This window comes from Pseudomonas sp. X10 (assembly GCF_054889225.1).
The window spans coordinates 2,866,912-2,892,813 of the sequence record NZ_CM142677.1; the positions used below are offsets into that span (position 1 = coordinate 2,866,912).

Below are 25,902 nucleotides of genomic sequence, written 5' to 3' on the forward strand. Positions count from 1 at the left end.
AACCGTCAGGCCGCGACCTTGAGCAGCCCCGCCTCGATCGCCAGGTGTACCAACTCCGCCTGGCAACTGACCTGCAGTTTGCTCTTGAGCAAGGTCAGGTGGTTGGACACGGTCTTGCTGCTGATGCACAGCTGTTCAGCGATCAGCCGGGTCGAGGTGCCCTTGGCCAGCATCAGGAAGATTTCGGTTTCGCGCTGGGTCAACCCTTGCAAGCGGCTCGTACCGGCCTGTTGCGGCTGGCAGGCCAGCGCAGTGGCCAGGGCCTGTTCGATATAGGCGTGTCCTGCCAGGATTCGCCGCACCGCCTCGACCAGCACCTCGGGTGCCACGCCCTTGGACAGGAAGCCACAGGCGCCCGCCTCCAGCACCTGGCGTACCAGGCCCAGCTCGGTATGTTCGCTGAGAAACAACACACGCAGTTGCGGCAGGCGCTGGCGCAGGCGGCGGGTGGTTTCCAGGCCGCTGATACCGGGCAGGTCGAAATCCATGATGACCAGCCCTGGAACTTGCGCCTGCACCCAATGCAATGCCTCCTCCCCGCTGCCGACTTGGGCGAGCGGCACCTCGGGCAAGGCCTGCGCCAGGCTGGTGGCCAGCCCCAGACGCAGCAGCGGATGATCGTCGACCAGCAGGATGGCCATGGTCCTGTCTCTCCCTAATTCAAGGACGACCTCCATGCTAAAAGTGGGTGGCCCGGCATCCTCTACTACTTTGGTACTGCTTCGGCTGTCGATGGTCGCATTCACAAAGCCTTGCTACTCGCCCTTAATACCCTATAGGTGGACACGCGTGCGTCCGCGCTGGGCTGACCCTTGCCTTGCTGCTACCGTAGCCCGAAGCACCGGCAACACGATGCTGGCAGGTACAACCACAACAATAAGGTGCAAAGCCATGTACAAGATCCTGATCGCCGACGATCACCCGCTGTTTCGCGAGGCCATCCACAATGTGATCGCGGACGGTTTTCCCGGCAGCGAGGTGATGGAAACCGCCGACCTGGACAGCGCCCTGGAACTGACCCAGGCCCATGACGACCTCGACCTGATCCTGCTCGATCTCAACATGCCCGGCATGCACGGCCTGGGCGGGCTGATGAACCTGCGTAACGAGGCGCCGACCATTCCGGTGGTGATCGTCTCCGCCGAGCAAGACAAACAGGTGGTGCTACAGGCCATCACCTACGGCGCGGTGGGCTTCATCACCAAGTCCTCGCCGCGCTCGCAGATGACTGAGGCCATCGAGCAGATCCTCAACGGCAACGTCTACCTGCCACCCGACATCATCCGCACGCAAAAGCCTGGCAGCCGTCGCAGCCTCAGCGAACCCCACGGTTTCGCCCCCGAGTTGCTGCAAGCCCTGACCCGCAAGCAACTGCTGGTGCTCGAACGCATGACCAAGGGCGAGTCGAACAAACAGATCGCCTACCACCTCGACATCGCCGAAACCACGGTCAAGGCCCATGTCTCGGCGATCTTGCGCAAGCTCAACGTGCACAATCGGGTACAGGCGATCCTCAGCGCCGGTGACATCGACTTCAGCGCCTACCTACGACGATAGGCGTAAATAATTACCGCCATCGCAATTAGCCATTGAAAGCCGTGCCCAGGCTGCAGTAAGCTCGGAGCCATCAACTGGAGAGCCTCATGTCAAACGCCATCCTCAACCACGCTCGTCACACTGGTCGCACCGCGCGTCCTGTGCTGGCTGTCGTCGGTTGCCAGGCGGTCGCTCCTGCCAGCTTTTATTTTGGGTATTGGTTTAGCCACAGGCGCCGCTGATACCCACAACGGCGCCCACTTTCGAGGGGCCGCCGAATACGAGAATACTCAACCCCCGGTCGGCTCCCCGACCGGGGGTTTTGCTTTTCAGGCCGTCCATAACGCATTCACACCGAGGATCGAACCATGAACTACGTCACCTACCGCGCTTACCGCACCTACGCCTGGCGATTTAGCCAATCCCGTTCGGGCCAGCCTGCCGCCTCCGTTCGGTCCGTCACTGGTGGCACCACAACACTGAATGCCAATCCGGCCAATTGTCGAACACCTCGATAGGACCGGCAGCGCGGGCATGAACCCGCCGTCCGCCCAGGAAGCAATCGCCATGCAATCGTCTTCTCTCGCTCTGCCCCTGACCCAGCCCCAAGCTGCCAACACCGCTGTCAGCCAGCGTCTGCCCAGCCCGCACCTGCTCAAGCAGCAGATGCCGCTCTCCACTGCCCTTGCCCTCCAGGTCGAACAACACCGCCAGGCCGTACGCGCCATTCTCGAAGGCCGCGACCCGCGCCTGCTGGTGATCGTCGGCCCCTGCTCGATCCACGACCCACGCTCGGCACTGGAATACGCCGACCGCCTCGCGGCGCTCAGCGAAGAAGTCAGCGACCGGCTGCTGCTGGTGATGCGCGCCTACGTCGAAAAACCCCGCACCACGGTGGGCTGGAAAGGCCTGGCCTACGACCCGCACCTCGATGGCAGCGATGACATGCACGCCGGCCTCGGCCTGTCCCGTGGCCTGATGCTGGGCATGCTCGAACGCGGCCTGCCGATCGCCACCGAACTGCTGCAGCCAATGGCCGCCGGCTACTTCGATGACCTGCTGAGCTGGGCGGCCATCGGCGCGCGCACCACCGAGTCGCAGATCCACCGTGAAATGGTCAGTGGCCTGGGCCTGCCGGTGGGTTTCAAGAACGGCACAGACGGCAGCGTGGGCATCGCCTGCGACGCGATCCGCAGCGCCGCGCATCCGCACCGCCACTTCGGCCTGGATGCCCAAGGCCACCCGGCGATCGTCGAAACCCTCGGCAACGGCGACACTCACCTGGTGCTGCGTGGTGGGCACAAAGGCCCCAACTACGATGCGGCAAGTGTCGAGCAGGCGCGCCAGGGGCTGGCCAAGGCCGGGTTGCCAGCGCGCATCATGGTCGATTGCAGCCACGCCAACAGTGGCAAGGACCCGGCGCGTCAGCCGGCGGTGCTCGAAGAGGTACTGGCCCAGCGCGTGGCCGGTGATCGCTCGCTGGTGGGGGTGATGCTGGAGAGTCACCTGTTCGATGGATGCCAGGCGCTGGGCAAGGGCGCGCTGAAGTACGGGGTGTCGATCACCGACGGTTGCCTGGGCTGGGCATCGACCGAAGCGCTGTTGCGCAAGGCAGCGCAGCAGCTGTGACGGAGCGGAAGCGATGGGCCGGTGCAACGGCCTATTCGCAATCGCGTCAATACTGAGCCTGCAGGAGCGCTGAACCGCCGCTCCTGCCCAGTACAGCGAGCACTAAGTCCCGCTCTTCAACCGACTGAACGCCCGCGTCAACGCCCGATTGAACGCCTTGCTATTGTCATTCTTGGTATACAACCGCGCCCGCACCTCGGCTGGCGGATAAGTCCCGGGGGCATTGCGAATCTGCGGATCGACCAGCGCATCGGCTGCGCTGATCGCATTGGCGTAGTGAATCGTATTGGTGACCGGGGCGATCACCTCCGGCCGCATCAGGTAGTCCATCAAGGCCCAGGCCGCCTCGGGGTGCGGCGCGTCCTTGGGCACCACCAGCGCATCTAGCCAGATCAGCGTGCCCTCGCGGGGAATGCTGTAGTCCAGGGTAAAGGCCTTGCCGGCCTGTTGCGCCTGGGCTTGGGCGATAGCCACGTTGCCATTCCAGGACATCGCCACGCAGGTCTCGCCGTTGGCCAGGTCGTTGATGTTGCGGTCGTTGTCGAAGTAACGGATGTAAGGGCGGATCTTCTGCAAATGCGCCTCGGCCACCTTGAGGTCCTCGAGGCGCTGCTGGTTGATGTCCAGGCCCAGGTAGCGCATCACTGCCGCGAACACCTCGTTGGGGTCGTTGAGCAGACTGACCCCACAGTTGGCGAATTTCTCCACCACCTGCGGATCGAACAGCATCGCCCAGCTGTCACGCGGCGCATCCGGCAGCCGCGCCGCCACCGCCTGCTCCTGGAAACCCACGCCAGTGGTGCCCCAGGCATAGGTGCCGGCGTAACGGTTGCCCGGGTCGAACACCGCCATGTGCTGGCGGAACTCCTCACCCACGCCCTGCAGGTGCGGCAGCTTTTCCTTGTCCAGCGGCTGTAGCGCGCCGCTGGCAATGGCTCGGCTCAGGTGCTGGCCGGCACTGAGCACCAGGTCGTAGCCACTGCGGCCGGTGAGCAGCTTGGTCTCGGCGGTTTCCAGGGAGTCGAAATGGTCGGCCACCACGCGAATCCCACTGTGTTTCTCGAAGTTGGCCAGGGTATCCGGGGCGAGGTACTCGCCCCAGATGTACAGGTTGACGGTCGGCTGTTGTGCGTCGGCCGCCTGGGCCGCCGACGCTGCGCAGCCCAGGGCGATAGCAAGGGCAAGGGTCTTCATCAGCGGCGTTCTCCGGCATATTGAGGCATGGTGATGCAGGCTACGTTGCCGCCCCCCAGCAGGATCTCCCGGGAGTTCTCGATGCCGATGATGCGGTGGCCGGGGAACAGGTCTGCCAGGGTTGCCTGGGCCACGCTGTCGTTACGGTCGCCGAACAGCGGCACCACGATGGCCGAGTTGCCCGCGTAGTAATTGATGTACGACGCGCAGATCCGGGTGCCCGCTTCGCGCACATGGGTGCCCTCGATATGGTCCAGGCCCGCCGCCTCTTCCGCCGTCCACTGCAGCACCTCGGGCTGTGGCAGCTTGTGCACCTTGAGTTCGCGGCCACGACTGTCGCGGGTGCTGCGCAGGATGTCGTAGGTTTCCTGGTAGATTTCCCACTGCGGGTCATCGCGGTTGTCGGTCCACTGCAGGACCACTTCACCCGGGCGCACGAAGCAGGCCAGATCATCCACATGGCCGTCGGTCTCGTCGAACTTGCAGCCACGGGGCAGCCAGATCACCTGCTCGGCGCCCAGGTAGTCCTGCAGCCTGCGGGTCACCTCCTCCTTGCCCAGGTGGGCGTTGCGGTTGCGGTTGAGCAGGCATTGCTCGGTGGTCAGCAGGCTGCCCTGACCGTCGCTCTGGATGCCGCCGAGCTCGGCGATCAGCGGGGCGCGGTAGCGGTCCAGGTTCTCGATCTCGAGGATCTTGCGGGCGATCTGGTCGTCCTTGTCCCAAGGATAATAAAGGCCGCCATCCAGCCCGCCGTAGGCATTGAACTCGAAGTCCACGCCGCGCACCTCGCCGGTGCTGTCATTGACCACGAAGCAAGGCCCGCTGTCACGGAACCAGGTGTCGTTGCAGGTCATTTCCACCACCCGCACATGGGCTGGCAGCAGGCGCCGGGCGTTGGCGTACTGCGCGGCAGAGGCGCAAACGGTCACCGGTTCGCTAGAGGCGATGGCACTGACGATCTCGACCCAAACCTTCTGTGCAGGTTTGGCACCGTTGCGCCAGACATCCGGGCGCTCCGGCCAGCCAAGCCAGCAGCCGGCCTTGCGTTCGAATTCGCCGGGCAAGCGGAAACCATCGGCCTTGGGGGTGGTGGTGAGCGAACGTGCCATGCTGAACCTCGTCATCGATAGGGATGACTGAACGCTACGCCGCCCTGGCATGGGCTTCCAACGATGAAAACTAAGCGATAGTTGAATTTAATTCACGATTCGCTGATCTGTTCGGTGAACCATTCGATGAACTGCGCCACAGCGCCCCGCTCCAGGCGCAAGCGTTCACAGACCAGCGCGTATTGCCCCTGCGCCGTCACGCTGGCGCTGAATGGGCGCACCAAGCGGCCTCCCTGCAAGTCGCCCTGGCAGGTCAGGTTATCGCCCATGGCCACGCCCTGCCCCAGCACCGCCGCCTCCAGGGCCAGCGCCGCGTGGGGGAAATACAACTGGCGAGTCGGCAAGGCATCGTCGGCATGGGTGGCCAGCCAAGTGGTCCAGGTCCTGCCATCCTGGTCGTCGTGCAGCAAGCAGTGGCGTACCAGGTCACGCGGACGCTTGAGCCCGCCCTGGTTGAACAACCCTGGGCTGCACACCGGAAAGAATTGCAACAGCGGCAATGGCCGGACGAAGTGGGTGCTCGCGTCCAGGGCGCTGGTGCCGTAGGTGATCGCGATATCGATGTCCAGCGCCGGCGCCCCGGCACTGATCGGCTGTTCGTGCAGGTGCAAGGTGATATGGGGGTAGCGGCTGCTGAAGTCGGCGAGCCGGGCGACCAGCCACTTCTGCGCGAGCTCCGCGGTCACCGCTACCCGCAGGACAGCCTGGGACGCCGGATCGCGCAGCTCGTCGCAGGCCTTGCCGATCAGCTCGAAGGCCTGCTGCAGGTGATGCAGCAAGCGCTCGGCCTCGGTGCTCGGACGCACCTGACGCCCCACCCGTTCAAACAAAGCGACGCCCAGTTGCTCTTCCAGTTGGCGAATCTGGTGGCTGACGGCGCTGTCGGTGACGCACAACTCGGCCGCCGCACGGCCGAAATGCCCATGCCGGGCAGCACATTCAAAGGTACGCAAAGCGGTGAGGGACGGCAGCCGACGCATGTCGCACTCCTGTGGGTAGAACATCCAAGCGAGACCAGGGGCCGATCATACTCGCAAGTGCCTGTCTTGGGACGGATGTAGGCGCCAGCGTCAGCTGACGCCTTGGCAAGAAACACAATTGGCGCCGTGAAATTTCTTTGCTATTTTTTCATGAAATAAAACAAGATGAATTTCACGAGGCCCGCCATGTTCAAGCAATCCGCGCAACACGTTGGCAGCTATTACGCCCAGACCTACCCGTCGGCCATCCCCCTGCGCCCGACCCTGCAAGGCTGCGCGCAAACCGAGGTGCTGATCATCGGCGCCGGTTTCAGCGGCCTGCACACCGCGCTGCGCCTGGCCCTGGCTGGCAAGCGCGTGACCTTGCTGGAAGCCAGCCGCGTGGCCTGGGCGGCCTCCGGGCGCAATGGCGGCCAGGCGCTGCTGGGCTGGTCCTGCGACATGCCCCCGCTGGAGAAGTCCCTGGGTCAGGAGCGTGCCCGACGGCTCTGGGACAGCATGTGCTGGGCCGCCACCGAGATGCGCGAGCTACCTCAGCGGCACGGCTTCGATATCGACTACCGGCCAGGCAGCCTGTGGACCGCCGTGCTGCCCCGCCGGGTGAAGCAGTTGCAGGAGGCCCAGCGCGAAGCCGAAGCGAAATGGGGTTACGACTGCCTGCGTCTGATCGAGCGCGACGCCTTGCCCGAATGGATCGACAGCCCACGCTACCAGGCCGCCCTCTATGACCCCAACGGCGCGCACCTTAATCCACTGAAACTGGCCCAGGGCCTGGCCAACGCCATCGAGGCCGCCGGCGGACGCATCTTCGAGCAGAGCCAGGTCCAGGACTATCAGCAAACCGCCACCGGCTTCGTCGCCCACACCCTTCAGGGAGAGGTGCGCAGCGACGTGCTGGTGCTGGCCTGCAATGCCTACATCGACCGCCTGGACCGCACCCTTTCGCGCCGGCTGCTGCCGGTGGGGTCCTACCAGGTGGCGACCGCCCCCCTGGACCCGGCACTGGCCCAGTCGTTGCTGCCACGCAACAGTTGCGTGATCGACAACCAATTCGTGCCCGACTACTTCCGCCTGACGCCGGATCACCGTCTTCTGTTCGGCGGTGGCTGCACCTACCTGGGCGGTATTCCCAAGGACGTCGCCAGCGCCACCCGTCCCTACCTGGAGCGGGTATTCCCGCAACTGAAGGGCGTCGGCATCGACTACGCCTGGGGCGGTCACATCGACTGCAGCATCCGTCGCACCCCGGATATCGGCCGCCAGGGTCAGCGCTACTGGCTGCAGGGTTTTTCCGGCCATGGCGTGTTACCGACCCTGGCCGGGGCACGGGCGGTCGCCGATGCGATCCTCGGTGACGAGGACCTCCTGGCGCTATACCAAGGCATCGACAATGGTCGCTTCCCCGGCGGCGAGTTGATGGCCGCCCCGCTGGAAGCGGCCGCCAAGGCCTGGTACCGGCTGCGTGACCATGTCTGAACCAAGGACACCCCCACACATGCAAGATGAAATCGAAGGCCTGGCCATCCTGATCCGCGACCTGCGCAAGCACCGGGGCTTGACCCTCGGCGAGCTGGCCAGCCGGGTCAAGCGCTCGCTCGGCTTCCTGTCCCAGGTCGAGCGCGGCCTGTCGAGGCCGACCGTGGCTGACCTGACCGCGATCAGCGAAGCCCTGAACGTGCCCACCACCTACTTCTACCAAGCCAGCAAGCCGCGCGCGCTGGACTGGGTCACCCGCCCCGGCGAGCGGCGCACGCTCTACTACGCCAGCGGCATCACCGACGTGCTGGTCTCGCCCACGCTTACCGGCAAATTCTCCATGCTCGAGAGCCATCTGGCACCCGGCGCCAGCAGTGGCGAGGGCCATCTGGACGACAGCTCCGAACAAGGCGGGTTCGTTCTCGAGGGCTACCTGAGCCTGTGGCTCGAGGGCCAGGACGACCCGGTCACCCTCGGTCCGAACGACAGTTTCCAGCTCCCGGCGCACAGCCAGTTCCGCTACGCCAACCTGACCGACCAACCGACCCGGGTCCTCTGGGTATTCCGATGACCCCATGCCGCAGGATTGCACGCCATGACAACAACAAAAGGCTCCCCCGATCTGCTCAGTGAAGTTCGCGCGTTCCGCGCCCGCCATCCCCAGGTGCGTCATGTCGACCTCATCAGCCTGGATATTCCGGGGCATTTCTACGGCAAGCGCTATCCCGTGGACATGCTCGAGAAGGTGGCCGCCGGTAGCCCCCTGAAACTGCCGCAGAACTGCGTGCTGCTCGGCGTTCAGGGCGGGCTCTTCCCGATTGGCGACTACTGTTTCAACGATGGCGACCCGGACGCGCCACGGCGCTTGGTCCCCGGCACCCTCAAGCCGGTGAGTTGGGAGAGCCAGCCCCTGGGGCAGATGCTGATCACCTCCGACGGCACTGCGGCGCCCATCGAGTTCGAGCCGCGCGAGGTGCTCGCCCGTGTCCTGCAACGCCTGCAGCGGCGCGGTATCCACCCGGTGGTGGCCTTCGAGCTGGAGTTCTACCTGTTCGACCGCGCCCTCCGGGACGGTCTGCCGCAGTTTCCCCGCGACCCGTTCAGCGACGATCCGGACGACCAGCCGAACATGCACATCGAACGCCTTTCGCGGTTCTCCGACGTGCTCCGGGACATGGTCGACACGGCTAACGAGCAAGGGGTGGACGCCAATGTCATGACCGCCGAACTGGGCCCCGGCCAGTTCGAGATCAATTTCGGCCACTGCGACGATGGTTTGCGGGCGGCGGACTGGGCGGCGCTGTTCTGCCGCAGCACCCGTGGCGTGGCGCTCAAGCATGGGCTACGTGCCAGCTTCATGAGCAAGCCTTACCTGGAGGCGCCGGGCAGTGGCATGCATGTGCACGTCAGCCTCTACGACAACGCCGGCAACAACCTGCTGGCGGCGCACGGACAGCGGCCGCTGCGCCATGCGGTGGCGGGCTGCCTGTCGCTGCTGCCGCACTGCATGCCGGTCTTCGCCGCCAACCACAATGCCTTCCGCCGCTATGGCGCCATGGTCAATGCCGCCAGCCGTGCCAGTTGGGGGTTCGAAGACCGCGATGCTTGCATCCGTATCCCCGAGTCGGAGCCACGCAACCTGCGCATCGAGCACCGCCTGGCCGGCGCCGACGCCAACCCGTACCTAGTACTGGCGGCAATCCTCTGCGGAATGGAGCATGGCCTGGATGCCGGCCAGGAGCCTATTGCGCCCCTCAATGAAGACCGTGGCAGCGGCATCGACTTCCCCAAGGACATGCTGAGCGCGGTGGCGGCGATGCGCGATCACCCGCCGCTGCTGGAGGGCTTAGGAGAGGAGTTCGTGATGGTGTACTGCGAGAACAAGCGCCAGGACCACCTGGCGTTCATGCATGAGGTCAGCGCCCGGGAATATCGCTGGTTCCTCTGATGCGCCAGGCACCGGCATCCATGGGCGCCGGTGCCTATTCCAATCTATTCACTGATATCTGTCAGTACTTTCGGACATTTCGGCCTTTACTGTAAACGCAAGCACCGTTCAACTTCCCGGCACGGAAAAGGCCTGATCCCATGACAGCTCCCTTTACCCCTCCTCCTGTCCAGACGCCCGCCGCCTGGCATTCGCTCAGCGTCGAAGAAGTCGAGCAAAACCTGCAGACAGGCCCCGGTGGGTTGCCGGAGGCGGAAGCGGCAAGCCGTATCGCCCAGTATGGCCAGAACAAGCTGATCCCTCCCAAGCGCCGTGGCCCGCTGATGCGCTTTTTGGCGCAGTTCCACAACATATTGCTCTATGTGATCATCGCGGCGGCTGTTATCACTGCGCTGCTCGGCCATTGGGTCGACACCGGCGTCCTGCTGGCCGCCGTGGTGATCAATGCAATCATCGGTTTCATTCAAGAAGGCAAAGCCGAAAGCGCCCTGCACGCCATCCGCGCAATGCTCGCTCCCCATGCGACCGTGGTGCGCGACGGCAACCCACGCGAAATCGATGCCGCCGACCTGGTGCCCGGCGACCGGGTGCTGCTCGCCTCCGGTGACCGGGTACCTGCCGACGTGCGCTTGGTGAGCGTCAAGGACCTGCGCGTCGAAGAAGCCGCGTTAACCGGCGAGTCCCTGCCAGTGGAAAAGGACACCCACGCCGTGGAAACCGATGCCCCGCTGGGGGACCGTCATGGCATGGCCTATTCGGGCACGGTGGTGGTCTATGGTCAGGCCACCGGCATCGTCGTCGGCACAGGCACGGCGACCGAGCTCGGCAAGATCAACCAGATGCTGGCCGACATCCGCGGCCTGGCCACGCCGCTGCTGCGCAAGGTCGACCGCTTCGGCCGGGCCCTGGCCGTGACGATCCTCGGCGCCTGCGCCGCGACCTTCGTCCTGGGCACCCTATGGCGCGGCCACCCAGCGGCGGACATGTTCATGATGGTCGTCGCCCTCGCCGCCTCGGCGATTCCCGAAGGCCTGCCAGCGATCATGACCGTGACCCTGGCACTCGGCGTGCAACGCATGGCCCGGCACAGCGCGATCATCCGCCGGCTGCCTGCGGTGGAAACCCTCGGCTCGGTCACGGTGATCTGCTCCGACAAGACCGGCACCTTGACCCGCAATGAAATGACCGTGCAGCGGGTGGTGTGCGCCGGGCATGTGTTCGACATCGGTGGAGTGGGCTATGCGCCGGTGGGTGATTGCAGCATCGAGGGCCGTATCGTCGACCCAGCTCAGTACCCGGCGCTGGCCCTGGCCATCCGCACCGGCGTGCTGTGCAACGACGCGCACCTGCGTAATGAAAACGACACCTGGCGTGTGGAGGGTGACCCCACGGAAGGCGCCCTACTGGTACTCGGCGAAAAGACCGGCTTCGAGCCCTCGGCCTGGACACGCCTGGACTCCATTCCGTTCGAGTCGGAACACCGCTTCATGGCCACCCACCACCGCGACGGCGATGGCCAGTCCTGGATCTTCGTCAAGGGCGCCCCCGAACGTCTGCTCGACATGTGCACCCTGCAATGGGGCCGCGAGGGCGAGCAGCCACTCGACGTCGACTACTGGCGGCGCATGACCACCGACACCGCGGCCCAAGGCTTGCGCCTCTTGGCACTGGCCTGCAAGCGCTCAGCACCACGGGATGGCGGCTTGAGCCTGCAAGACATGGACAGCGGCTACACCCTGCTGGCCCTGGTCGGGATCGTCGACCCTCCGCGCGAGGAGGCCGTCAAGGCGGTTGGCGAATGCCACCGCGCCGGTATCCGGGTGAAGATGATCACCGGCGACCACGCCGAGACGGCCCGGGCCATCGGCGCCCAACTCGCCATCGGCGTGGGCAAGCCGGCCATGACCGGCGCCGAGGTGGCGATGATCAGCGACGAAGCTTTGCGCCAGGTAGTCACCGGCGTGGATGTGTTCGCCCGGGCCAGCCCGGAACACAAGCTGCGCCTGGTGACCGCCTTGCAGGACAACGGCCAGATCGTGGCCATGACCGGCGACGGCGTGAACGATGCGCCCGCGCTCAAGCGCGCCGATGTCGGCATCGCCATGGGCATGAAGGGTTCGGAAGCGGCGAAGGAAGCCGCCGATATGGTCCTGGCCGACGACAACTTCGCCACCATCGCCACCGCCGTGCGCGAAGGCCGCGCGGTCTACGACAACCTGAAGAAATTCATTCTGTTCATGCTGCCCACCAACGGCGGCGAAGCGCTGGTGGTGATTGCCGCCATCCTGTTCGAGCTGGCCTTGCCGCTGACCCCGGCGCAGGTCCTGTGGATCAACATGGTGACCTCCAGCACCCTGGGGCTAGCGCTCGCCTTCGAGCCGGCGGAACGCGGCATCATGCGCCGCGCCCCGCGCGCGCCGAACGAAGCCCTGCTCTCCGGCTTTTTCATCTGGCGCATACTCATGGTGTCGGTGCTGATGATGTGCGGCGCGCTGGGTCTGTTCCTCTGGCAGCTCAGCGAAGGCTCGAGCATCGAGACAGCGCGGACCATGGCCGTCAACGCCGTCGTCGCCGCCGAAATGCTCTACCTGATCAATTCGCGCTCGCTGATCGAACCGGTCACCAACCGTGAAGGACTGACCGGCAACCCCTACCTGCTGCTGGCCATCGCCGCCTGCATCCCGCTGCAGCTGCTCTTCACCCATGCACCGATCATGCAGGAGATCTTCGGCTCCACCGACCTGACATGGGCGCAATGGGCTCAAGTGATTGCCGCGGGCGCGCTGGTCTACACAGTGGTTGAGCTTGAGAAACTGGTGATCCGCAGGACACCGCTGGCCGAACACCTGGCCCTGCGCCGCGAAGAGAACCGCGCTGTGACGCAATAGAAGGATGCGCTTCGATGCCACAGCAGGCTGCATTCTGGCACTATCGGGGTTCACCCTGGCCGGATGCAGCCCATGCTCATCGACGAAGAACTGACCCTGAAAAAGCTGGAGATCTTCCTCGCCTTCATGCACAGCGGCAACCTGGCTCGGGCCGCCAGCGAGCTGCAGACCAGCAATGTCAGCGTGCACCGGGCGATCCACTCGCTGGAAAGCGCACTGCGTTGCCCGCTGTTCAAGCACGAGGGGCGCAACCTGATACCGCTGGAAAGCGCCTATGTTCTGGAAAAACAGGCCCGCCAGTTGATCCAGGATGCCGGCGAGATGGTGCGCCTGACCCGTGAAGCCGCTGGTTTCTCTTCCGAGCGCTTCAAGCTCGGCGCGCTCTACTCGCTGACGGTCAAGACCGTGCCCAAGCTGATCATGGGCCTGAAGCTGCGGCGCAGCGAGCTCAATATCGACCTGACCCTGGGTTCCAACGTGGACTTGATGTACCGGCTCAAGAACTTCGAGCTCGATGCCATCCTCGTGTCGCTGAACGAAAGCGTCAACGACCCTGCCTGCGAGCATTTGCCACTGTTCTCCGACGACATCTTCCTCGCCGTACCGACCGACTCGCCCTTTGCGCTGCAGGATGAAGTCGACCTGGCCGACCTCGCCGACTCCACCTTCATTACCCTGACCCAGGGCTTCGCCACCCACCGCGATGGCGTGCGGGTGTTCGAGCAGGCGGGCTTCGAGCCCAAGGTGGCGATGCAGGTGAACGACATCTTCACCTTGCTGAGCATGGTCAGTTCCGGTGTGGGCTACGCCCTGCTGCCGGGGCGCATCGCGGCGGTCTATGAGAACCGGGTGAGGCTGATCCGCTTGCAACGCCGCTATCACCTGCAGCAGCACATCGGCGTGGTCTTCCTCAAGGCCCGGGAACGCGACCCCAACCTGCTGGCACTGGTTGCCGAATGCCGCATGTACAGCCGCGAGCGGGACCTCTTGGCGCCGACGCTATCCCCGTAGCAGCCAGCGTGAGCTGGCGATGAATCTGTAGGAGCGCCGAACCGCCGCTCCTGCCTGATGCTGCGCCAGGCCTAGCCGCCCACCAGCCCCCGCACACAGAAGTACAGGATCGACGGCCCCATCAGGCAACCCAGCCCGGTATGGAACGTGGCGGTCAAGGCGCCATACGGCACCAGGCGTCGGTCGGTCGCCGCCAAGCCTGCGGTGACACCGGACACGGTGCCAGCCAGGCCGCCGAAGACCATCGCCGAGCGCGGGTTGTCCAAGGCTAGCAAGCGCGCCGAGACCGGGGTGAAGACCATGACGAGGATCGCCTTGATCAACCCGGTGGCGATCGACAGCGCCATCACATCGGAACTGGCGCCCAGCGCCGCCCCGGTCACCGGCCCGACAATGTAGGTCACCGCGCCCGCGCCGATGGTGGTCATGCTCACCGCGTCACGGTAGCCGAAGACCCAAGCCACGGCGGCACCGACGATAAAGGGCAGCACCGTGCCCAACAACAGGGACACCGCGCCGACCAAGCCCGCCTTGCGCGCCTCGGTGGCCTGCACTTCGAAGGCCGTGGCGACGATGGCGAAGTCCCGGAGCATCGCCCCGCCCATCAGGCCGATGCCGGAGAACAGGGCCAGGTCGGCCAGGCCTTTCTGCCCTCCGGTAAGGGTACCGCCGACCCAGGCCAGCACCAGGCCGATAACGATGGCGATGGCCGAGCCATGCACCCGGCCGAAGGTCAGGTACTTCGACAGCACGACCGACAGCCACATGATCCCGCCCACCGCTGCGAAGGCGGTGACCAGGCCGTTGTGTTCCAAAGCGTTTTCGATGAGCGACCACATGATCAGCGACCTCCTGCAGGCGCGGCGTGCGCGGTGGATTGGCCCGGTTCTTCGGCTTGCGGCAAGGGTTCGCCACGGTGGGTCCGGCTGATCACCGCGATGGTGACACCACAGAGCAGCACCGCGCCCACCGCCGCGATCAGGGCCACAGGGCCGCCGTGCAGCGCGGTCACCACGTTCTGCTGGGCGGCCATGGCCACCACCACAGGAATGTACATGGCGCCCCAGAAGCCGACGCCGAACTCGCATTCCTTGCTCATGCCGCCATGACGGTGCATGTAGAGCCGCGCGCAGATCAGCAGGATCATGGCGATGCCGACCCCACCCACATTGGATTTCACACCCAGCAGCACGCCCAGGAAGTCGCCGACGATGACACCGGCAAGCGTGCAGACGGCCAACAGGGCCACACCATAAATGATCATTGTTGTTGTCCTCGGTTTTAGGTCGAAGTTGCTTGTTCTTGTCCTTCGAGTTGCAACGCGGTCATCGCTCCTGGTTCACCTCCTGACGCAACAGGGCGTCCAGCGTATCGGCCCGGGTGCCGTCGAAAGCGACCACCCTGCCCTGTTCCAACACCCGCCGCGCCAGGCCGCTGAGCACGTTGCCGGGCGGCATCTCGATGTGCAGGCGCACGCCGCGCTCATAGGCGTTGCGCAACGTACCACGCCAGTCGACGACCCTGGCCATGTTGAACGCCAGGTCCTCGCGCAGGCGTTCAGGGTCGAGCAACAGCCGCGCTGTGCTGCCGCTCAGGTAGGCGATGCCGGGTCGGCGTAGCGCCACCTGCGCGAAAGCCTGGGCCAGCTCCCGCGCCGGTGCTGCCAGCAACCGGCAATGGGAAGGCACGCTCACCGCCAGGCGCCTGGCCACGCCCGGCCCACGCTGACGCGCACGTTCAGCCACCGCGGCCATTGCCACCTCGCTGCCCGCGATGACGATCTGGTTGTCGGCATTGAGGTTGGCGATGAACACCTCGCCGCCCACCTCGGCCAGCAGTCGCTCCACCTGCCCCAGGTCCAGGCCGCCGATCGCGGTCATTCCGTACCCCTGGGGATAGGCCCGTTGCATCAGCTCCCCGCGTAAGGCCACCAGCCTCACGGCATCGGCGAAACCCAGGGCGCCGGCCACTACGGCGGCACCATAGGCGCCGATGGACAGCCCCGCCACGTAATCCGGTTCAGGGCTGCGCTGCATTAGCCAGTGCGCGCTGGCAACGCCAGCGACCAGCAGGCAGAGCTGCACCGCCCGGGTCGACTGCAAAGCCTCGGCGCTGTCCAGGGCCAGGACCGCTTCACCCAGCACATCGCTGGCCTCCTCCAGATACCCCGAGGCCTCGTCGGGCAGGCGGTGCAGCATGCCCGGCTGCTGGGCGCCCTGGCCCGGGAAGGCGAACAGGCTGCTCATGCCGCGCACTCCAACGCCTGCCAAGGATCAGCGACCAAACGTGCTCCCTGTGCAGACTTGAGCAAGACACGGCGAGCGCCGCCGGCCCACTCCCGCAGAGCGACGGCGCCTTGTGGCGTCTCCAACTGAAGATCGACCCGGCACGGCGCCGGATCGAGCTTGGCCAACAGCCGCCGGGCCTGCTGCCGGTCGAACACGCACGGCGTGCGCAGAACAAGGTCGAGGTCACTGGCGGCATGCAACACCGCGACACCCGTAGCGAGCTGATAGCCCGCGCCACCTGTCGGCCCCCAGGCAAGCCCGGTCGAGTCCAGCAACGGCGCGACATGGGCCAGCGCCTGCAAGGCCGGCAAGCCGCCAGGGCGTTCCTGCCTGAGGTGTTCGGGGGCGACCAGGCGCTGGATATCCTCCACCGCCATCTGCCAGGCCAGGCGCTGCTCGCGGCAGCCCCCGCGCACGCCCACCGCCACCCAGCCTGGGGCACACCGGGCACGCCGCACCACCACCGGCTGCCCGTCGGCCAGCACCTGGCGCGCCCAGGTCGGCGCGGCGTCAGGCAGCGCCTCCGGGGACAGGCCCCAGAGCAGGTCGTGAGGACGTGGCGCGTCCATGCTCAAGCCTCCCGCCACTGCGTCCGCAGGCGTTCGCGGACCAGGCTCGAAGCGTGGCGGTTGGGCCCGCCCAGGCGGCAGGACAGGTCGCTGGAGGTGCCGATATCCTGCACCGCCTGGGCCAGGCTCTCGCGCACCCGGGCCAGGTCGGTGGCGGTTGGCGTTTCCGCCGCCTCGACAGGCAGCCGTTGCCAGAGCAGTCCCAGCGAGGCGTAGCTGTCCAGGTCATAGGCCATTGGCGGCACCTTAGCGGCCAGGGCCTCGAGCTCTTCCACGCTGCGCAGGGTGATGCGCGCGGCGGCAGCCTTGCCCATCGCATGAACCATGACCCCGCTGTCTTCCAGGGCGATCAGGCGTTGCGCTTGGTAACCGTGGGCCAGGAAGGCGCCAGACATCGCCTTGCCCACCAGCAGGCCGATCACCGGGTGACCCGCCAGCCGGGCGCGGGCATAGGCGTCCACTGCGCCAGCCAGGGCCTGGTGGATGCCCAGGGCCTCCTCGCGGCGGCCATAGGCCTGGCTGGGCACATCGATCACCGCCACCAGCGCCCGCTTTTGCTCATGCCCGGCATCCGCCTCGATTGCCTCGTCCACCGCCTTGGCCAGGCCCCAGCCCTCGAGCAGGCCCGCCTCGCCATTGCGGGCACGTGGGAATGGATTGCTGGCGTCGGGCACCACGGCAATGAAACGCGCCAGGCGGTTGTCCAGCTCGCCATCAGCCACCCGCAGCGACGCTGGGAAGCCCGGCAAAGATTCGCTACCGGCCAGGGCGGCCAGCCAGTTCAGTCCTCGGCTCATGTCCGGTCTCCTTGGTACAGGTTGCGCACGCTGGTAGCGTCGAGTTGCTCGCACTCGTTGCCCAGGCGGGCCAGGCGTTCGAGGAACCAGGCATGCCGGCGGCTGCGCGGTTGCGCTGTCCCCGGCTCGGCCAGCAGGCCTTGCAAGGTGGTACGGAGGGTCTCGATGTCATCGGCGACATAGGCATCCACCAGGCCGCTGGCCATGCGCTGCTCGCCCCCAGTGAGGCTCCAGATGAATGGCCGGTCACGCGAGTCGTACTCTTCGACACCAGCCTCCTGTTCGATCACCTGTGGACCGTTGAGGCCCAGCCGCGCCTCTTGGGTCACAATGAGGTGGCTGCACAATCCGGCGGCGATCGACATGCCGCCGAAACAACCCACCGGCCCGGCGATCAGGCCGACGACAGGCTGATACTCGCGCAGCTCGACAATCGCGGCCTGGATCTCGGCGATGGCCGCCAACCCCAGGTTGGCCTCCTGCAGGCGCACACCACCGGTTTCCAGCAGCAGCACGGCGCAGGTGGGTATGCCCTGACGATTGTCCTCGATGGCCAATTCCAGGGCACCGGCGATCTTGGCGCCGCCGACCTCCCCCAGGCTGCCTCCCTGGAACCCGCCCTCGATGGCCGCGACCACGGCCGGGCGCCCGGCAATACGGCCCTTGGCGATGATCACCCCGTCATCGGCCTGGGGCACGATGCCCTGCTGCGACAGCCAAGGCGACATGACCCGGTCGAAGGGGCCCAACAGTTCGCGGCCACTTCCGGCATCGAGCAAGGCATTGGCCCGCTGGCGGGCACCGAGTTCAACGAAGCTGCGCGCTTGCAGCAGGCGTGTGGTATCAGTCATGGGCGATCTCCTCGAAGCCTTGCTCCAGGCGCAGGCGCACGACACCCGGGGTGGCGCCGAAGTCATGGATGTCGATCTTCAGGGCGGGCAAGGCGCGCCCTTCGAACAGGCGCTGGAACACCTGCGCCCAACGCGGCGCACTGCCGTTGACCGAAGTGGTCACCTGAATATCCAGGGTTCCGGCCGTGCCCGGTTCCATGAGTACTTCGAGGTCACCCGAACTGACGCAGCCCACCAGGCTGCGGCCCCGGGCCGGCTGGCCGGCGGGAAATTGAAATTCAAGGGTTTCCATATCACAGGCTCCCGGCGTTATCGAGGAACAGGCAGGCGGCCAACAGGTCGGCGGCACCACCCGGTGAGGCGTTGAGTTCAAGCAGGCGGGCGTCCAGCGCGCGCAGTTGGCGACGGCCAGCGAGGCTGGCGCTGCCGCCGGCCTCCAGCACCGCGTGGGCCCCTTGCTGCATGGCGGCCAGGCCCTGCATGCCGGCACGCCAGAGCACGCAGGTGTCGGTCAAGGCCGCCATGATCGCCAGCAACGCGTCCAGCCGCGCATGGGCCTCGCTGACCCCGGCCGCACGGCTGCGCAACAGTTGCGGCAAACCGTGGCCGATCACTGTTGGAAAGCCCAGTTGCGCTTCTTCCCGCGCGCCGCGCACACCGTAGCGTTGGCGGACCTTGCTGCCATGGCTGTCGGTTCGCGGGGCAGCCGAGTCTTCGATCAGGGCGATGCGCCCGGCACGCAGTGCCAGGGTCCGGGCGTCGGTCGTGGCAGGGTTCAGCGCTTTGGCCGCGACCAGCAGGCCAAGAGCCCAGATCGCGCCACGGTGGGTGTTGACCCCGCCGGTGGTGGCCAGCATCGCCAGCTCGCCTTCGCGGCCAATACGCCCCAGCGCCTCGCGCAAGGGGGCGCCAATGGCGGCGTGCGCCTGGCCCGCCTCGGCCATCTGCTTGAAACAAGGCCACAAAGCCAATGCCGAGGCGTGCATCAGGCCGAGACTGAGGTCCTGGTGCGCGCCGCTGCCACGGCGGTCGACCAGGCCGGGCTTGGGCGACAGGTCGGCTTCATCGATCAGCGCCTCGACGGCGAGGTCGGCCAGTGCGTCGCCAAGTGGCAACGCCGGGTTGTGGACAAGGGCTCTCATCACCAACTCCTGAAACGCGCTGGGGGGTTGTAGAGGCCGCCGGACCACTCGACCAGGTCGGCGATGCTTTTCGCCGCCAACAGCGTGCGGCTGGCCTGATTGCGGTGGATACCCAAGTCTTCGGGCAAGGCGACCAGCCCCTCCTGGCGCATACGCAGGGTGTCTTTCGGGTCATGGCGCAGGCCGATGGCGGTCACCCCGGCCACGGCGGCGATCATCCGCTGCCGCTCTTCCAGGCTGCGGGCCTTGTAGAGGTAGGCGATGCCCTCTTCGGTGAGCAGGTGGGTGACGTCGTCGCCATAGATCATCACCGGTGCCAGGGGCATGCCGACCTTCTTCGCCACCTCGACCGCGTCCAGGGTTTCCACGAAGGTCGGCTTGCCGCCCTCCTGGAAGGTCTCGACCATTTGCACCACCAGCTTCTTGCCGCGCTCGAGCAAGGTGTCCGGCGTGGTCATGTCCAGCCATGCCGGGGTCGCATGGCGGCGGCCACGGGGGTCGTGGCCCATGTTCGGCGCCCCGCCGAAGCCGGCCAAACGACCGCGAGTGACCGTCGAGGAATGGCCATCGCCATCCACCTGCAAGGTGGCGCCGATGAACAGGTCCACGGCGTACTGGCCGGCGAGCTGGCACATCATGCGGTTGGAGCGCATGGAGCCGTCCCGGCCGGTGAAGAACACGTCCGGCCGCTGGGCGATGTAGTCCTCCATGCCCAGTTCGGTACCGAAGCAATGCACGCTCTGCACCCAGCCGGTCTCGATGGCCGGAATCAGCGTCGGGTGCGGATTGAGCGTCCAGTTGCGGCAGATCTTGCCTTTCAGGCCAAGGGATTCACCGTATGTAGGCAGGATCAACTCGATGGCGGCGGTGTTGAAGCCAATGCCATGGTTGAGCGACTGGACATTGTGCTTCTCGTAGATGCCACGGATCGCCATCATCGCCATCAGCACATGCACGGGCTTGATATGGCGCGGGTCGCGGGTGAACAGCGGCTCGATATAGAACGGTTTGTCGGCCACCACCACGAAGTCGACCCAGGACGCGGGAATGTCCACCCGTGGCAGGTCCTCGACCCTGTCCACCAGTTGATTGACCTGGACGATCACGATGCCGTCGCTGAAGGCTGCCGGCTCCACCAGCGCTGGCGTGTCTTCGGTGCTGGGCCCGGTGTAGATGTTGCCTTCGCGGTCGGCCATGAAGCCCGCGGCCAGGACCACATTGGGGATCAGGTCGACCAGCAGGCGCGAGTAAAGCTCGATGTAGGTGTGGATGGCGCCCACTTCCAGCAGGCCGTCGTCGAGCAACTGGCTGATGCGCAGGCTTTGTGGGCCGGCGAAGGAAAAGTCGAGCTTGCGGGCGATGCCGCGCTCGAAGAGGTCCAGGTGCTCGGCGCGGCTGACGCTGGGCATGATCATGTGCAGGTCATGCAAACGGCCCGGATCGGCCTTGGCCAGCGAGCGCGAGAGGAAGTCCGCCTGCTTCTGGTTGTTGCCTTCGAGCACCACCCGATCGCCCGGAGCGATCAAGGCTTCGAGGGCCTCGACGATGCGCTCTCCGGGCAGCACCGCGCCGTCGGCGAGGTGGCGCACCAGGGCCAGGCGGCGCTGCTTCTCGGCACGCCGGCGCGACCATTGCGGCGCAGGATTGGGTCTTGTTGTCATTGTGGGCTCCACTGTTGCGCTGTCGTGGAGCCACCTTAGGCCGTTGGCCGAAAGACCATCAATCAAGCAGGGTGGGTGATCGTTACGTTCAGGTTAATGATCGTCGCCTGTAGTACCGCGACCGCCTTGCGATCGATCGCTGGCTGCACAGTCCATCGGCTAATTGCACCTCGCAGGCCATGGCTGGCATCGCCAACGCTGGCAACAAGGCGGCTGCCCATAAGATTCTGATCATGTCGTTTCCTTGCAAGTGCGCTCCCGGCCTCACGCCAGGAGGCTCAAGCCTTTGATCGCCGCGAGGTGCAGCGGATAGAACCAATAACCCCAGCGCCCCACAGGCCAGATGCGATGCCGGTCGTCCAAGCGGAGAAGCCACGCCCCCAACGGCACCGAGCACAAGGCGCTGGCCAGGACCATGACCGAGAAGGGTTCGCTGGCATTCTCCAGCACCCAGGCATTGGTCAGGTTGCCGGCCACAGCCAGCAGCCCCGGCAGCAGCCAGTACAGTCCTCCCCGCCCCATCGCGATCAGGAATGCCGAGGGCAGCAGCACGCCCGGCACGCCATACATCAGCGCATCGCTGGCCAGGGTCGCCACCAGCACCGCTGCCAGCGCCACCCTGCCGGCCATGCCGGTGCGGTGATGCACTCCCCAGGCGACCAACAGGCCCAGGGTCAAGGTGGGGATCACGTTGAGCGTCACAGAGCCGTTGTCCAGCCAGCGGTAAGGCAGTTCGGAGATCACCGAGAACACCAGCAGCCAACCCAGGTAGCGGGCGTTGCCTTGGGTGCAGACTGCGTCCGGACGGGTGCGGGCGACGTTGGCGGCGATCGCCAGGCAGAACAGCGGGAATGCCAGGCGACCCACGACGAACAAGGCCTCGGCCCGGGGCCACAGGTAGCGCAGGTGATCGGCGATCATGCTGACGATAGCGATCCACTTGAGCAGGTCCAGGCCGGCTCGGCGCGTGGTGTCTGGCAGCTTGGTCACTGGCCGTGTTCTTCCGCGCCCGGCAGTGTCGCTCGGTCCAGGTACTGGTGGGTCCAGCGGGCCAAGGGCAACGGCGGTTGCTGGGCGACGATACGCCGCCAGATCAACGCCAGGTCATCGGCATTGAACATCGAGCCAGCCCCCGCGCCGATCCACAACGATGGCGTGCTTGGCGTCCAGCGCCCCTGATCATCCCGAGTGGCCATGTTGAAGCGGAAGGTGTAGTTGCCGGGAATCCCCATGCGCAGGTCGGTCACCACCAGCGCGTCGCCAACGATGTCATAGCGCAGCCAGTCGCCGGTGAACCAGCGCAGCCGCTCGTGCAGGGGGTCGTCGTGCAAGATCCTTGCGGCGTCCAGGTTCAGGGGCTGGCGCTGCCACTCCGGCGGGCCACGGTCGAACCAACTGCTGACGCCCTCGTAGTAACCGCCATCCGGGGTCTTGGCCAGCACCCGCCATACCAGGCTGTTGAAGGCGATGGGCACGGCACGTAGCTCGGTGACGGCGATACCCTGCTCGTCCAGCGCCGCCTTGAAGCGCTGCTCGGCCATGACCCGTCCCGTCAACCCGAACCCCAGGTAGGCCGTGCTGAACGCCAGGGCCGCGACCAGCAGCGGCACGCTACGCCCGGCCATGCCCTTGAGCGCGGCGTAGATGACTGCGGCCAGCAACGGCACAGTGTAGAGGGGGTCGATGATGAACACCGCCGCCCAGCTTTCCGGGATGCTGTGAAGCGGCCAGAACAGTTGGGTGCCATAGACGGTGAACGAGTCCAGCACCGGGTGGGTGACCAGTACCAGCCAGAATGCCAAGAACAGCCTGGGGCCGCTGTAGCCCCGGTTCGGCCAGCGCTTGCGCGCGACCGTGGCGACCAGCCAGGCCAGCACCAGGGCCAGACCGCTGAGCACGAAGATCGAATGGGAGAAGCCTCGGTGGTAGGTCATCTGCGACACCGGGTCGGCGTAGCTGATCACCACATCCAGGTCCGGCACCGTGCCCAGGGCCGCGCCGTAGATCAGCGAACGCCGGCCCTGTACCCGCCCCAACACCGCGCCCTGAAGGGCTGCGCCCAGTACGGCCTGCGTCAATGAATCCACTGTGCGTCCCCTGCGAATACAGTCAGGGAAACCTACCACATGTGTTCTGGGCGTGTGGGCTTGTCGAGCGCCTCAGAACAACTGCCAGCTGTACATCAGGATCAAGCGGTTCTCATCGATATCGCTGCGGTAGTTCGAGCGCGCCACGGCATTGCGCACGCGGATGCCCAAGCCCTTGAAGACCCCACCCTGGACCGCATAGCCGATATCGATATCCCGCTCCCGGTCCTTGCCTTCGAACCCCTGCCCGGTGTCGACGTTGTTGCCGGTGATGTAGCGCACCGTCGCCGTCAGGCCGGGCACGCCCATGGCAGCGAAATTGTAGTCGTAGCGCAATTGCCAGGAACGTTCATCGGTATAGGCGAACTCATAGGTCGGCACCTCGTTGCCCAGCGGCGTGATATTGGCGAACACCCGTGGGAACGGGCTGTCGCCATAAATGCCCTGGTAGCCCAGGTGCACGCTGTGGCCGCCGTGCCTGGCGGTGAACAGGGAGAAGAACGCCTGGTTGTCGATCTTGCCCAGCCGCGCATCGCCGTCTTCCTTGGCCGTGAAATAGCCCAGGTTGGCGCTGAGCAGCCAGTCGCCCACAGGCTCGCTGTGCTTGAACCCGATGAAGCCTTGCTCGTAGATATCTTCGAGCTGTCCGTACCACAGGCTGGCGCTGCTACGATTGCCATTGAAGGCATAGTCGCCACCGAGGTAGTTGAAGCCATCGCTCTGGGCCTGGCGCATGGGCACATGGCCGAGCATCGCCGCCATCTTGCCGTCGCCGCCTTCGTTGCGCAGGTGGGTCGAACGCAGGCGGCCGCCTTGCAGGGTCAGGCCCTCGACTTGCGCCGAACTCAGGCTGAAGCCCTGGTAGGTCGGTGGCAGCAGGCGGATATCGCTGAAGGTCAGCACCGGCAGGTTCGGCTGCAGTTCGCCAATGCGCAGTTCGGTCTTCGACAAGCGCGCCTTGAAGGTTGGCGCCAGGCGGCTGTACTCGTCGGCGGCGCGGCCATCGCCGTGCACCGGCAGCAGGCCGGTGTTGGCCCGGTCCGGGCTGCTGTCGAGCTTGATGCCCAGCACGCCGATGGCATCCACGCCAACGCCCAGCACACCAGGGGTGTAGCCGGACTTGAAGTCGAGGATGAAGCCCTGGGCCCACTCCTCGGCCCGGGACTGTTGGTTGGCCCCGACGATGTCGGAGAAGTCGCGGCTGAAGTAGTAGTTGCGGGCGCTCAGGCTGGCCTTGGCGTCCTTGAAGAAATCGCTTTCAGCGGCCAGCAGGGGTTGGCTGAGCAAGGTGATGCCCAGGGCAACGCAAGGGGTGTGGTTCATTTCGGTAGCTCTCTGATCTTGTTTTTATTGGGAAGCAGCTAGCGAGGCGGCGCGCCGGTTGGCACGCGGCCCGGGACAGCAAGGATGTCGCTTGTGGTGATGGCTCCTTTTCAGTGGCTGCGACGCAGCGCCACCTCGGCAGGTGGCCGTCGCGCGGCCAGCAGCCCATGGGCCAGCAGGCCGAACAGCAGCCCCCAGAAGGCTGCCGACAGGCCCAGGAAAGACACGCCCGACGCCGTGACCAGGAAGGTGAACAGCCCCGCGTCGCGCTCGTTGGGCTCGGCCAGGCTGCGTGCCAAGGCCTCGCTGATCGCTCCGTACAGCGCCAACCCGGCCAACGCGGCGATCAGCGCGGCGGGAAAGGCGGCGAACAGCGACATCAAAGTCGCTCCGGCGATGCCCAGCAGCAGGTAGAGGGCACAACCGGACAACGCCGCGATGTAGCGCCGCCGTGGATCTTCATGAGCCTCGCGGCCGGTGCACAAGCTGGCGGTGACGGCGGCCAGGTTCAGGCCATGGCAGCCAAAGGGCGCCAGCAGCGCGCCGCCGATGGCGCTGGCACTGATGATCGGGCTGGCCGGGGTGGCGTAGCCGGCATTGCGCAACACCGCCATGCCCGGCATGAACTGCCCGGTCAAGGCCACCAGCACCATCGGCAAGGCCAGGCTGACCATCGCCGGCAGGCTGAACTCAGGTGTGATCCATTGCGGCGAAGCCAGCTCCAGCACCAGTGCCTCGCTGCGCAACTGGCCACTCCCCAGGGTGATCGCCGCGCCTACCAGCAACACACCCGCCACCGCGTAACGTGGCCAGGCCCTGCGCATCAGCAGGTAAGTCACGCACATTGCCAGGACCAGCACGGGCTGTACCGGCAAGGCGCGGAACACCTCGGTGCCGAAGCTGAACAGGATGCCTGCCTGCATGCCGGCAGCGATCGAACCGGGCAAACGCGCGATGATGCGGTCGAAGGCACCGCTCAGGCCGATCAGCAGCAGGATCAGGTTGGCCACCAGGTAAGCCCCGACCGCCTGCTCCAGGCCGAACTGCGGCAAGGCACTGACCAGCAGTGCCGACCCCGGAATCGACCAGGCGATCACCACCGGCACCCGGTAACGCAAGCTGAGCACGGCGCCCAGCACGGCACTGCCAATGGAAATGGACCAGACCCAGGACGACAGCATGGCGCGGGACAGGTGCGCGGCTTCGGCGGCGTGGAACACCAACACCAGAGGGCCGGAGTAGGAGATCAGCGTGGCGATCATCCCGGCCACCAAGGCGGACAGCGAACAATCCTTGAACAGGTCTTTCATGGGACCTCTCGCAAGCTATGGAAAACGGCGAGGGCTACGCCCTCGATCGCGCAGGCTGCGGCAGCAGCCACAGGGCCCCTACATACCTCTGTTCTTGTGGCCG

The 25,902-nt window shown here is 65.8% G+C and carries 24 protein-coding genes; 7 read left to right on the forward strand and 17 right to left on the reverse strand.

The genetic code is table 11. The features are described 5' to 3' along the window. Positions 1 to 5: 5 nt before the first annotated feature. Positions 6 to 641, reverse strand: a complete 636-nt coding sequence (locus tag ACYU03_RS13085) for a response regulator (protein WP_461884976.1) — start codon at positions 639 to 641, stop codon at positions 6 to 8. 250 nt (positions 642 to 891) lie between these two features. On the opposite strand from ACYU03_RS13085, the gene ACYU03_RS13090 reads away from it, so the two are divergent. Both ACYU03_RS13090 and ACYU03_RS13095 read left to right on the forward strand, forming a co-directional pair. Further along, entirely contained in the window at positions 892 to 1,557 is a 666-nt protein-coding gene (locus ACYU03_RS13090; RefSeq protein WP_461884977.1) for a response regulator, read from the forward strand. A 546-nt stretch (positions 1,558 to 2,103) separates the two neighbouring features. After that, positions 2,104 to 3,165, forward strand: a complete 1,062-nt coding sequence (locus tag ACYU03_RS13095) for a 3-deoxy-7-phosphoheptulonate synthase (protein WP_461884978.1) — start codon at positions 2,104 to 2,106, stop codon at positions 3,163 to 3,165. 102 nt (positions 3,166 to 3,267) lie between these two features. On the opposite strand, the gene ACYU03_RS13100 is transcribed toward ACYU03_RS13095, so the two are convergent. The 3 genes from ACYU03_RS13100 to ACYU03_RS13110 all read right to left on the reverse strand — a co-directional run bounded on the left by ACYU03_RS13100 (position 3,268) and on the right by ACYU03_RS13110 (position 6,448). After that, a complete protein-coding gene (locus ACYU03_RS13100) occupies positions 3,268 to 4,359 on the reverse strand; it encodes an extracellular solute-binding protein (protein WP_461884979.1) in 1,092 nt (363 codons plus the stop codon). Continuing rightward, positions 4,359 to 5,468 carry an agmatine deiminase gene (gene aguA / locus ACYU03_RS13105; protein WP_461884981.1) on the reverse strand — a complete coding sequence of 370 codons (1,110 nt, stop codon included), beginning with the start codon at positions 5,466 to 5,468 and terminating at the stop codon, positions 4,359 to 4,361. The genes ACYU03_RS13100 and aguA overlap by 1 nt, the downstream gene beginning before the upstream one ends. Positions 5,469 to 5,560: 92 nt before the next feature. Continuing rightward, on the reverse strand, positions 5,561 to 6,448 hold the full coding sequence (locus tag ACYU03_RS13110) for a LysR substrate-binding domain-containing protein (RefSeq protein ID WP_461884982.1): 888 nt from the start codon (positions 6,446 to 6,448) through the stop codon (positions 5,561 to 5,563). A gap of 186 nt (positions 6,449 to 6,634) precedes the next feature. Here ACYU03_RS13110 and ACYU03_RS13115 point away from each other — a divergent pair, with 186 nt between their 5' ends. The 5 genes from ACYU03_RS13115 (at position 6,635) to ACYU03_RS13135 (ending at position 13,771) form a co-directional block, all read left to right on the forward strand. Beyond that, on the forward strand, positions 6,635 to 7,924 hold the full coding sequence (locus tag ACYU03_RS13115; RefSeq protein ID WP_461884983.1) for an NAD(P)/FAD-dependent oxidoreductase: 1,290 nt from the start codon (positions 6,635 to 6,637) through the stop codon (positions 7,922 to 7,924). Positions 7,925 to 7,943: 19 nt separating this feature from the next. Beyond that, positions 7,944 to 8,495, forward strand: a complete 552-nt coding sequence (locus ACYU03_RS13120) for a helix-turn-helix domain-containing protein (protein ID WP_461884984.1) — start codon at positions 7,944 to 7,946, stop codon at positions 8,493 to 8,495. Positions 8,496 to 8,519: 24 nt separating this feature from the next. Continuing rightward, on the forward strand, positions 8,520 to 9,872 hold the full coding sequence (locus ACYU03_RS13125; protein ID WP_461884985.1) for a glutamine synthetase family protein: 1,353 nt from the start codon (positions 8,520 to 8,522) through the stop codon (positions 9,870 to 9,872). A gap of 140 nt (positions 9,873 to 10,012) precedes the next feature. Next, on the forward strand, positions 10,013 to 12,760 hold the full coding sequence (locus ACYU03_RS13130) for a cation-transporting P-type ATPase (protein ID WP_461884986.1): 2,748 nt from the start codon (positions 10,013 to 10,015) through the stop codon (positions 12,758 to 12,760). 72 nt (positions 12,761 to 12,832) lie between these two features. After that, the gene (locus ACYU03_RS13135) at positions 12,833 to 13,771 is read left to right on the forward strand and encodes a LysR family transcriptional regulator (protein ID WP_461884987.1); all 939 of its coding nucleotides are present in this window, start codon (positions 12,833 to 12,835) and stop codon (positions 13,769 to 13,771) included. Positions 13,772 to 13,842: 71 nt separating this feature from the next. Here the strand turns inward: ACYU03_RS13135 and madM are convergent, their stop codons facing one another. From madM to ACYU03_RS13200, 13 genes are all read right to left on the reverse strand, one after another. Then, positions 13,843 to 14,610 carry a malonate transporter subunit MadM gene (gene madM / locus ACYU03_RS13140; protein WP_461884988.1) on the reverse strand — a complete coding sequence of 256 codons (768 nt, stop codon included), beginning with the start codon at positions 14,608 to 14,610 and terminating at the stop codon, positions 13,843 to 13,845. A 2-nt stretch (positions 14,611 to 14,612) separates the two neighbouring features. Next, positions 14,613 to 15,035, reverse strand: a complete 423-nt coding sequence (gene madL, locus ACYU03_RS13145) for a malonate transporter subunit MadL (protein WP_461884990.1) — start codon at positions 15,033 to 15,035, stop codon at positions 14,613 to 14,615. Between the two features lie 61 nt (positions 15,036 to 15,096). Then, on the reverse strand, positions 15,097 to 16,017 hold the full coding sequence (gene mdcH, locus ACYU03_RS13150; protein ID WP_461884991.1) for a malonate decarboxylase subunit epsilon: 921 nt from the start codon (positions 16,015 to 16,017) through the stop codon (positions 15,097 to 15,099). Beyond that, a complete protein-coding gene (locus tag ACYU03_RS13155) occupies positions 16,014 to 16,628 on the reverse strand; it encodes a malonate decarboxylase holo-ACP synthase (RefSeq protein WP_461884993.1) in 615 nt (204 codons plus the stop codon). Before ACYU03_RS13155 ends, mdcH begins: the two co-directional genes overlap by 4 nt. Positions 16,629 to 16,630: 2 nt before the next feature. Next, positions 16,631 to 17,425, reverse strand: a complete 795-nt coding sequence (gene mdcE, locus ACYU03_RS13160; RefSeq protein ID WP_461884995.1) for a biotin-independent malonate decarboxylase subunit gamma — start codon at positions 17,423 to 17,425, stop codon at positions 16,631 to 16,633. Continuing rightward, the gene (locus ACYU03_RS13165) at positions 17,422 to 18,276 is read right to left on the reverse strand and encodes a biotin-independent malonate decarboxylase subunit beta (protein WP_461884997.1); all 855 of its coding nucleotides are present in this window, start codon (positions 18,274 to 18,276) and stop codon (positions 17,422 to 17,424) included. Before ACYU03_RS13165 ends, mdcE begins: the two co-directional genes overlap by 4 nt. Continuing rightward, complete coding sequence (locus tag ACYU03_RS13170) at positions 18,269 to 18,568, reverse strand: malonate decarboxylase subunit delta (protein WP_461884999.1); 300 nt, start codon at positions 18,566 to 18,568, stop codon at positions 18,269 to 18,271. Before ACYU03_RS13170 ends, ACYU03_RS13165 begins: the two co-directional genes overlap by 8 nt. Before the next feature lies 1 nt (position 18,569). Continuing rightward, the gene (locus tag ACYU03_RS13175; protein WP_461885001.1) at positions 18,570 to 19,418 is read right to left on the reverse strand and encodes a triphosphoribosyl-dephospho-CoA synthase; all 849 of its coding nucleotides are present in this window, start codon (positions 19,416 to 19,418) and stop codon (positions 18,570 to 18,572) included. Then, on the reverse strand, positions 19,418 to 21,079 hold the full coding sequence (gene mdcA, locus ACYU03_RS13180) for a malonate decarboxylase subunit alpha (protein ID WP_461885002.1): 1,662 nt from the start codon (positions 21,077 to 21,079) through the stop codon (positions 19,418 to 19,420). The genes ACYU03_RS13175 and mdcA overlap by 1 nt, the downstream gene beginning before the upstream one ends. A 264-nt stretch (positions 21,080 to 21,343) precedes the next feature. Further along, the gene (locus ACYU03_RS13185) at positions 21,344 to 22,069 is read right to left on the reverse strand and encodes a TraX family protein (RefSeq protein WP_461885004.1); all 726 of its coding nucleotides are present in this window, start codon (positions 22,067 to 22,069) and stop codon (positions 21,344 to 21,346) included. Next, positions 22,066 to 23,166, reverse strand: coding sequence for a metal-dependent hydrolase (locus ACYU03_RS13190; RefSeq protein ID WP_461885005.1), 1,101 nt, complete (start codon positions 23,164 to 23,166; stop codon positions 22,066 to 22,068). The genes ACYU03_RS13185 and ACYU03_RS13190 overlap by 4 nt, the downstream gene beginning before the upstream one ends. Positions 23,167 to 23,238: 72 nt before the next feature. Continuing rightward, positions 23,239 to 24,489, reverse strand: coding sequence for an OprD family porin (locus tag ACYU03_RS13195; protein ID WP_461885006.1), 1,251 nt, complete (start codon positions 24,487 to 24,489; stop codon positions 23,239 to 23,241). A gap of 110 nt (positions 24,490 to 24,599) precedes the next feature. After that, positions 24,600 to 25,799 (reverse strand): benzoate/H(+) symporter BenE family transporter, encoded by a 1,200-nt coding sequence (locus tag ACYU03_RS13200; protein ID WP_461885007.1) that lies wholly within the window; start codon positions 25,797 to 25,799, stop codon positions 24,600 to 24,602. Between the last annotated feature and the right edge of the window lie 103 nt (positions 25,800 to 25,902).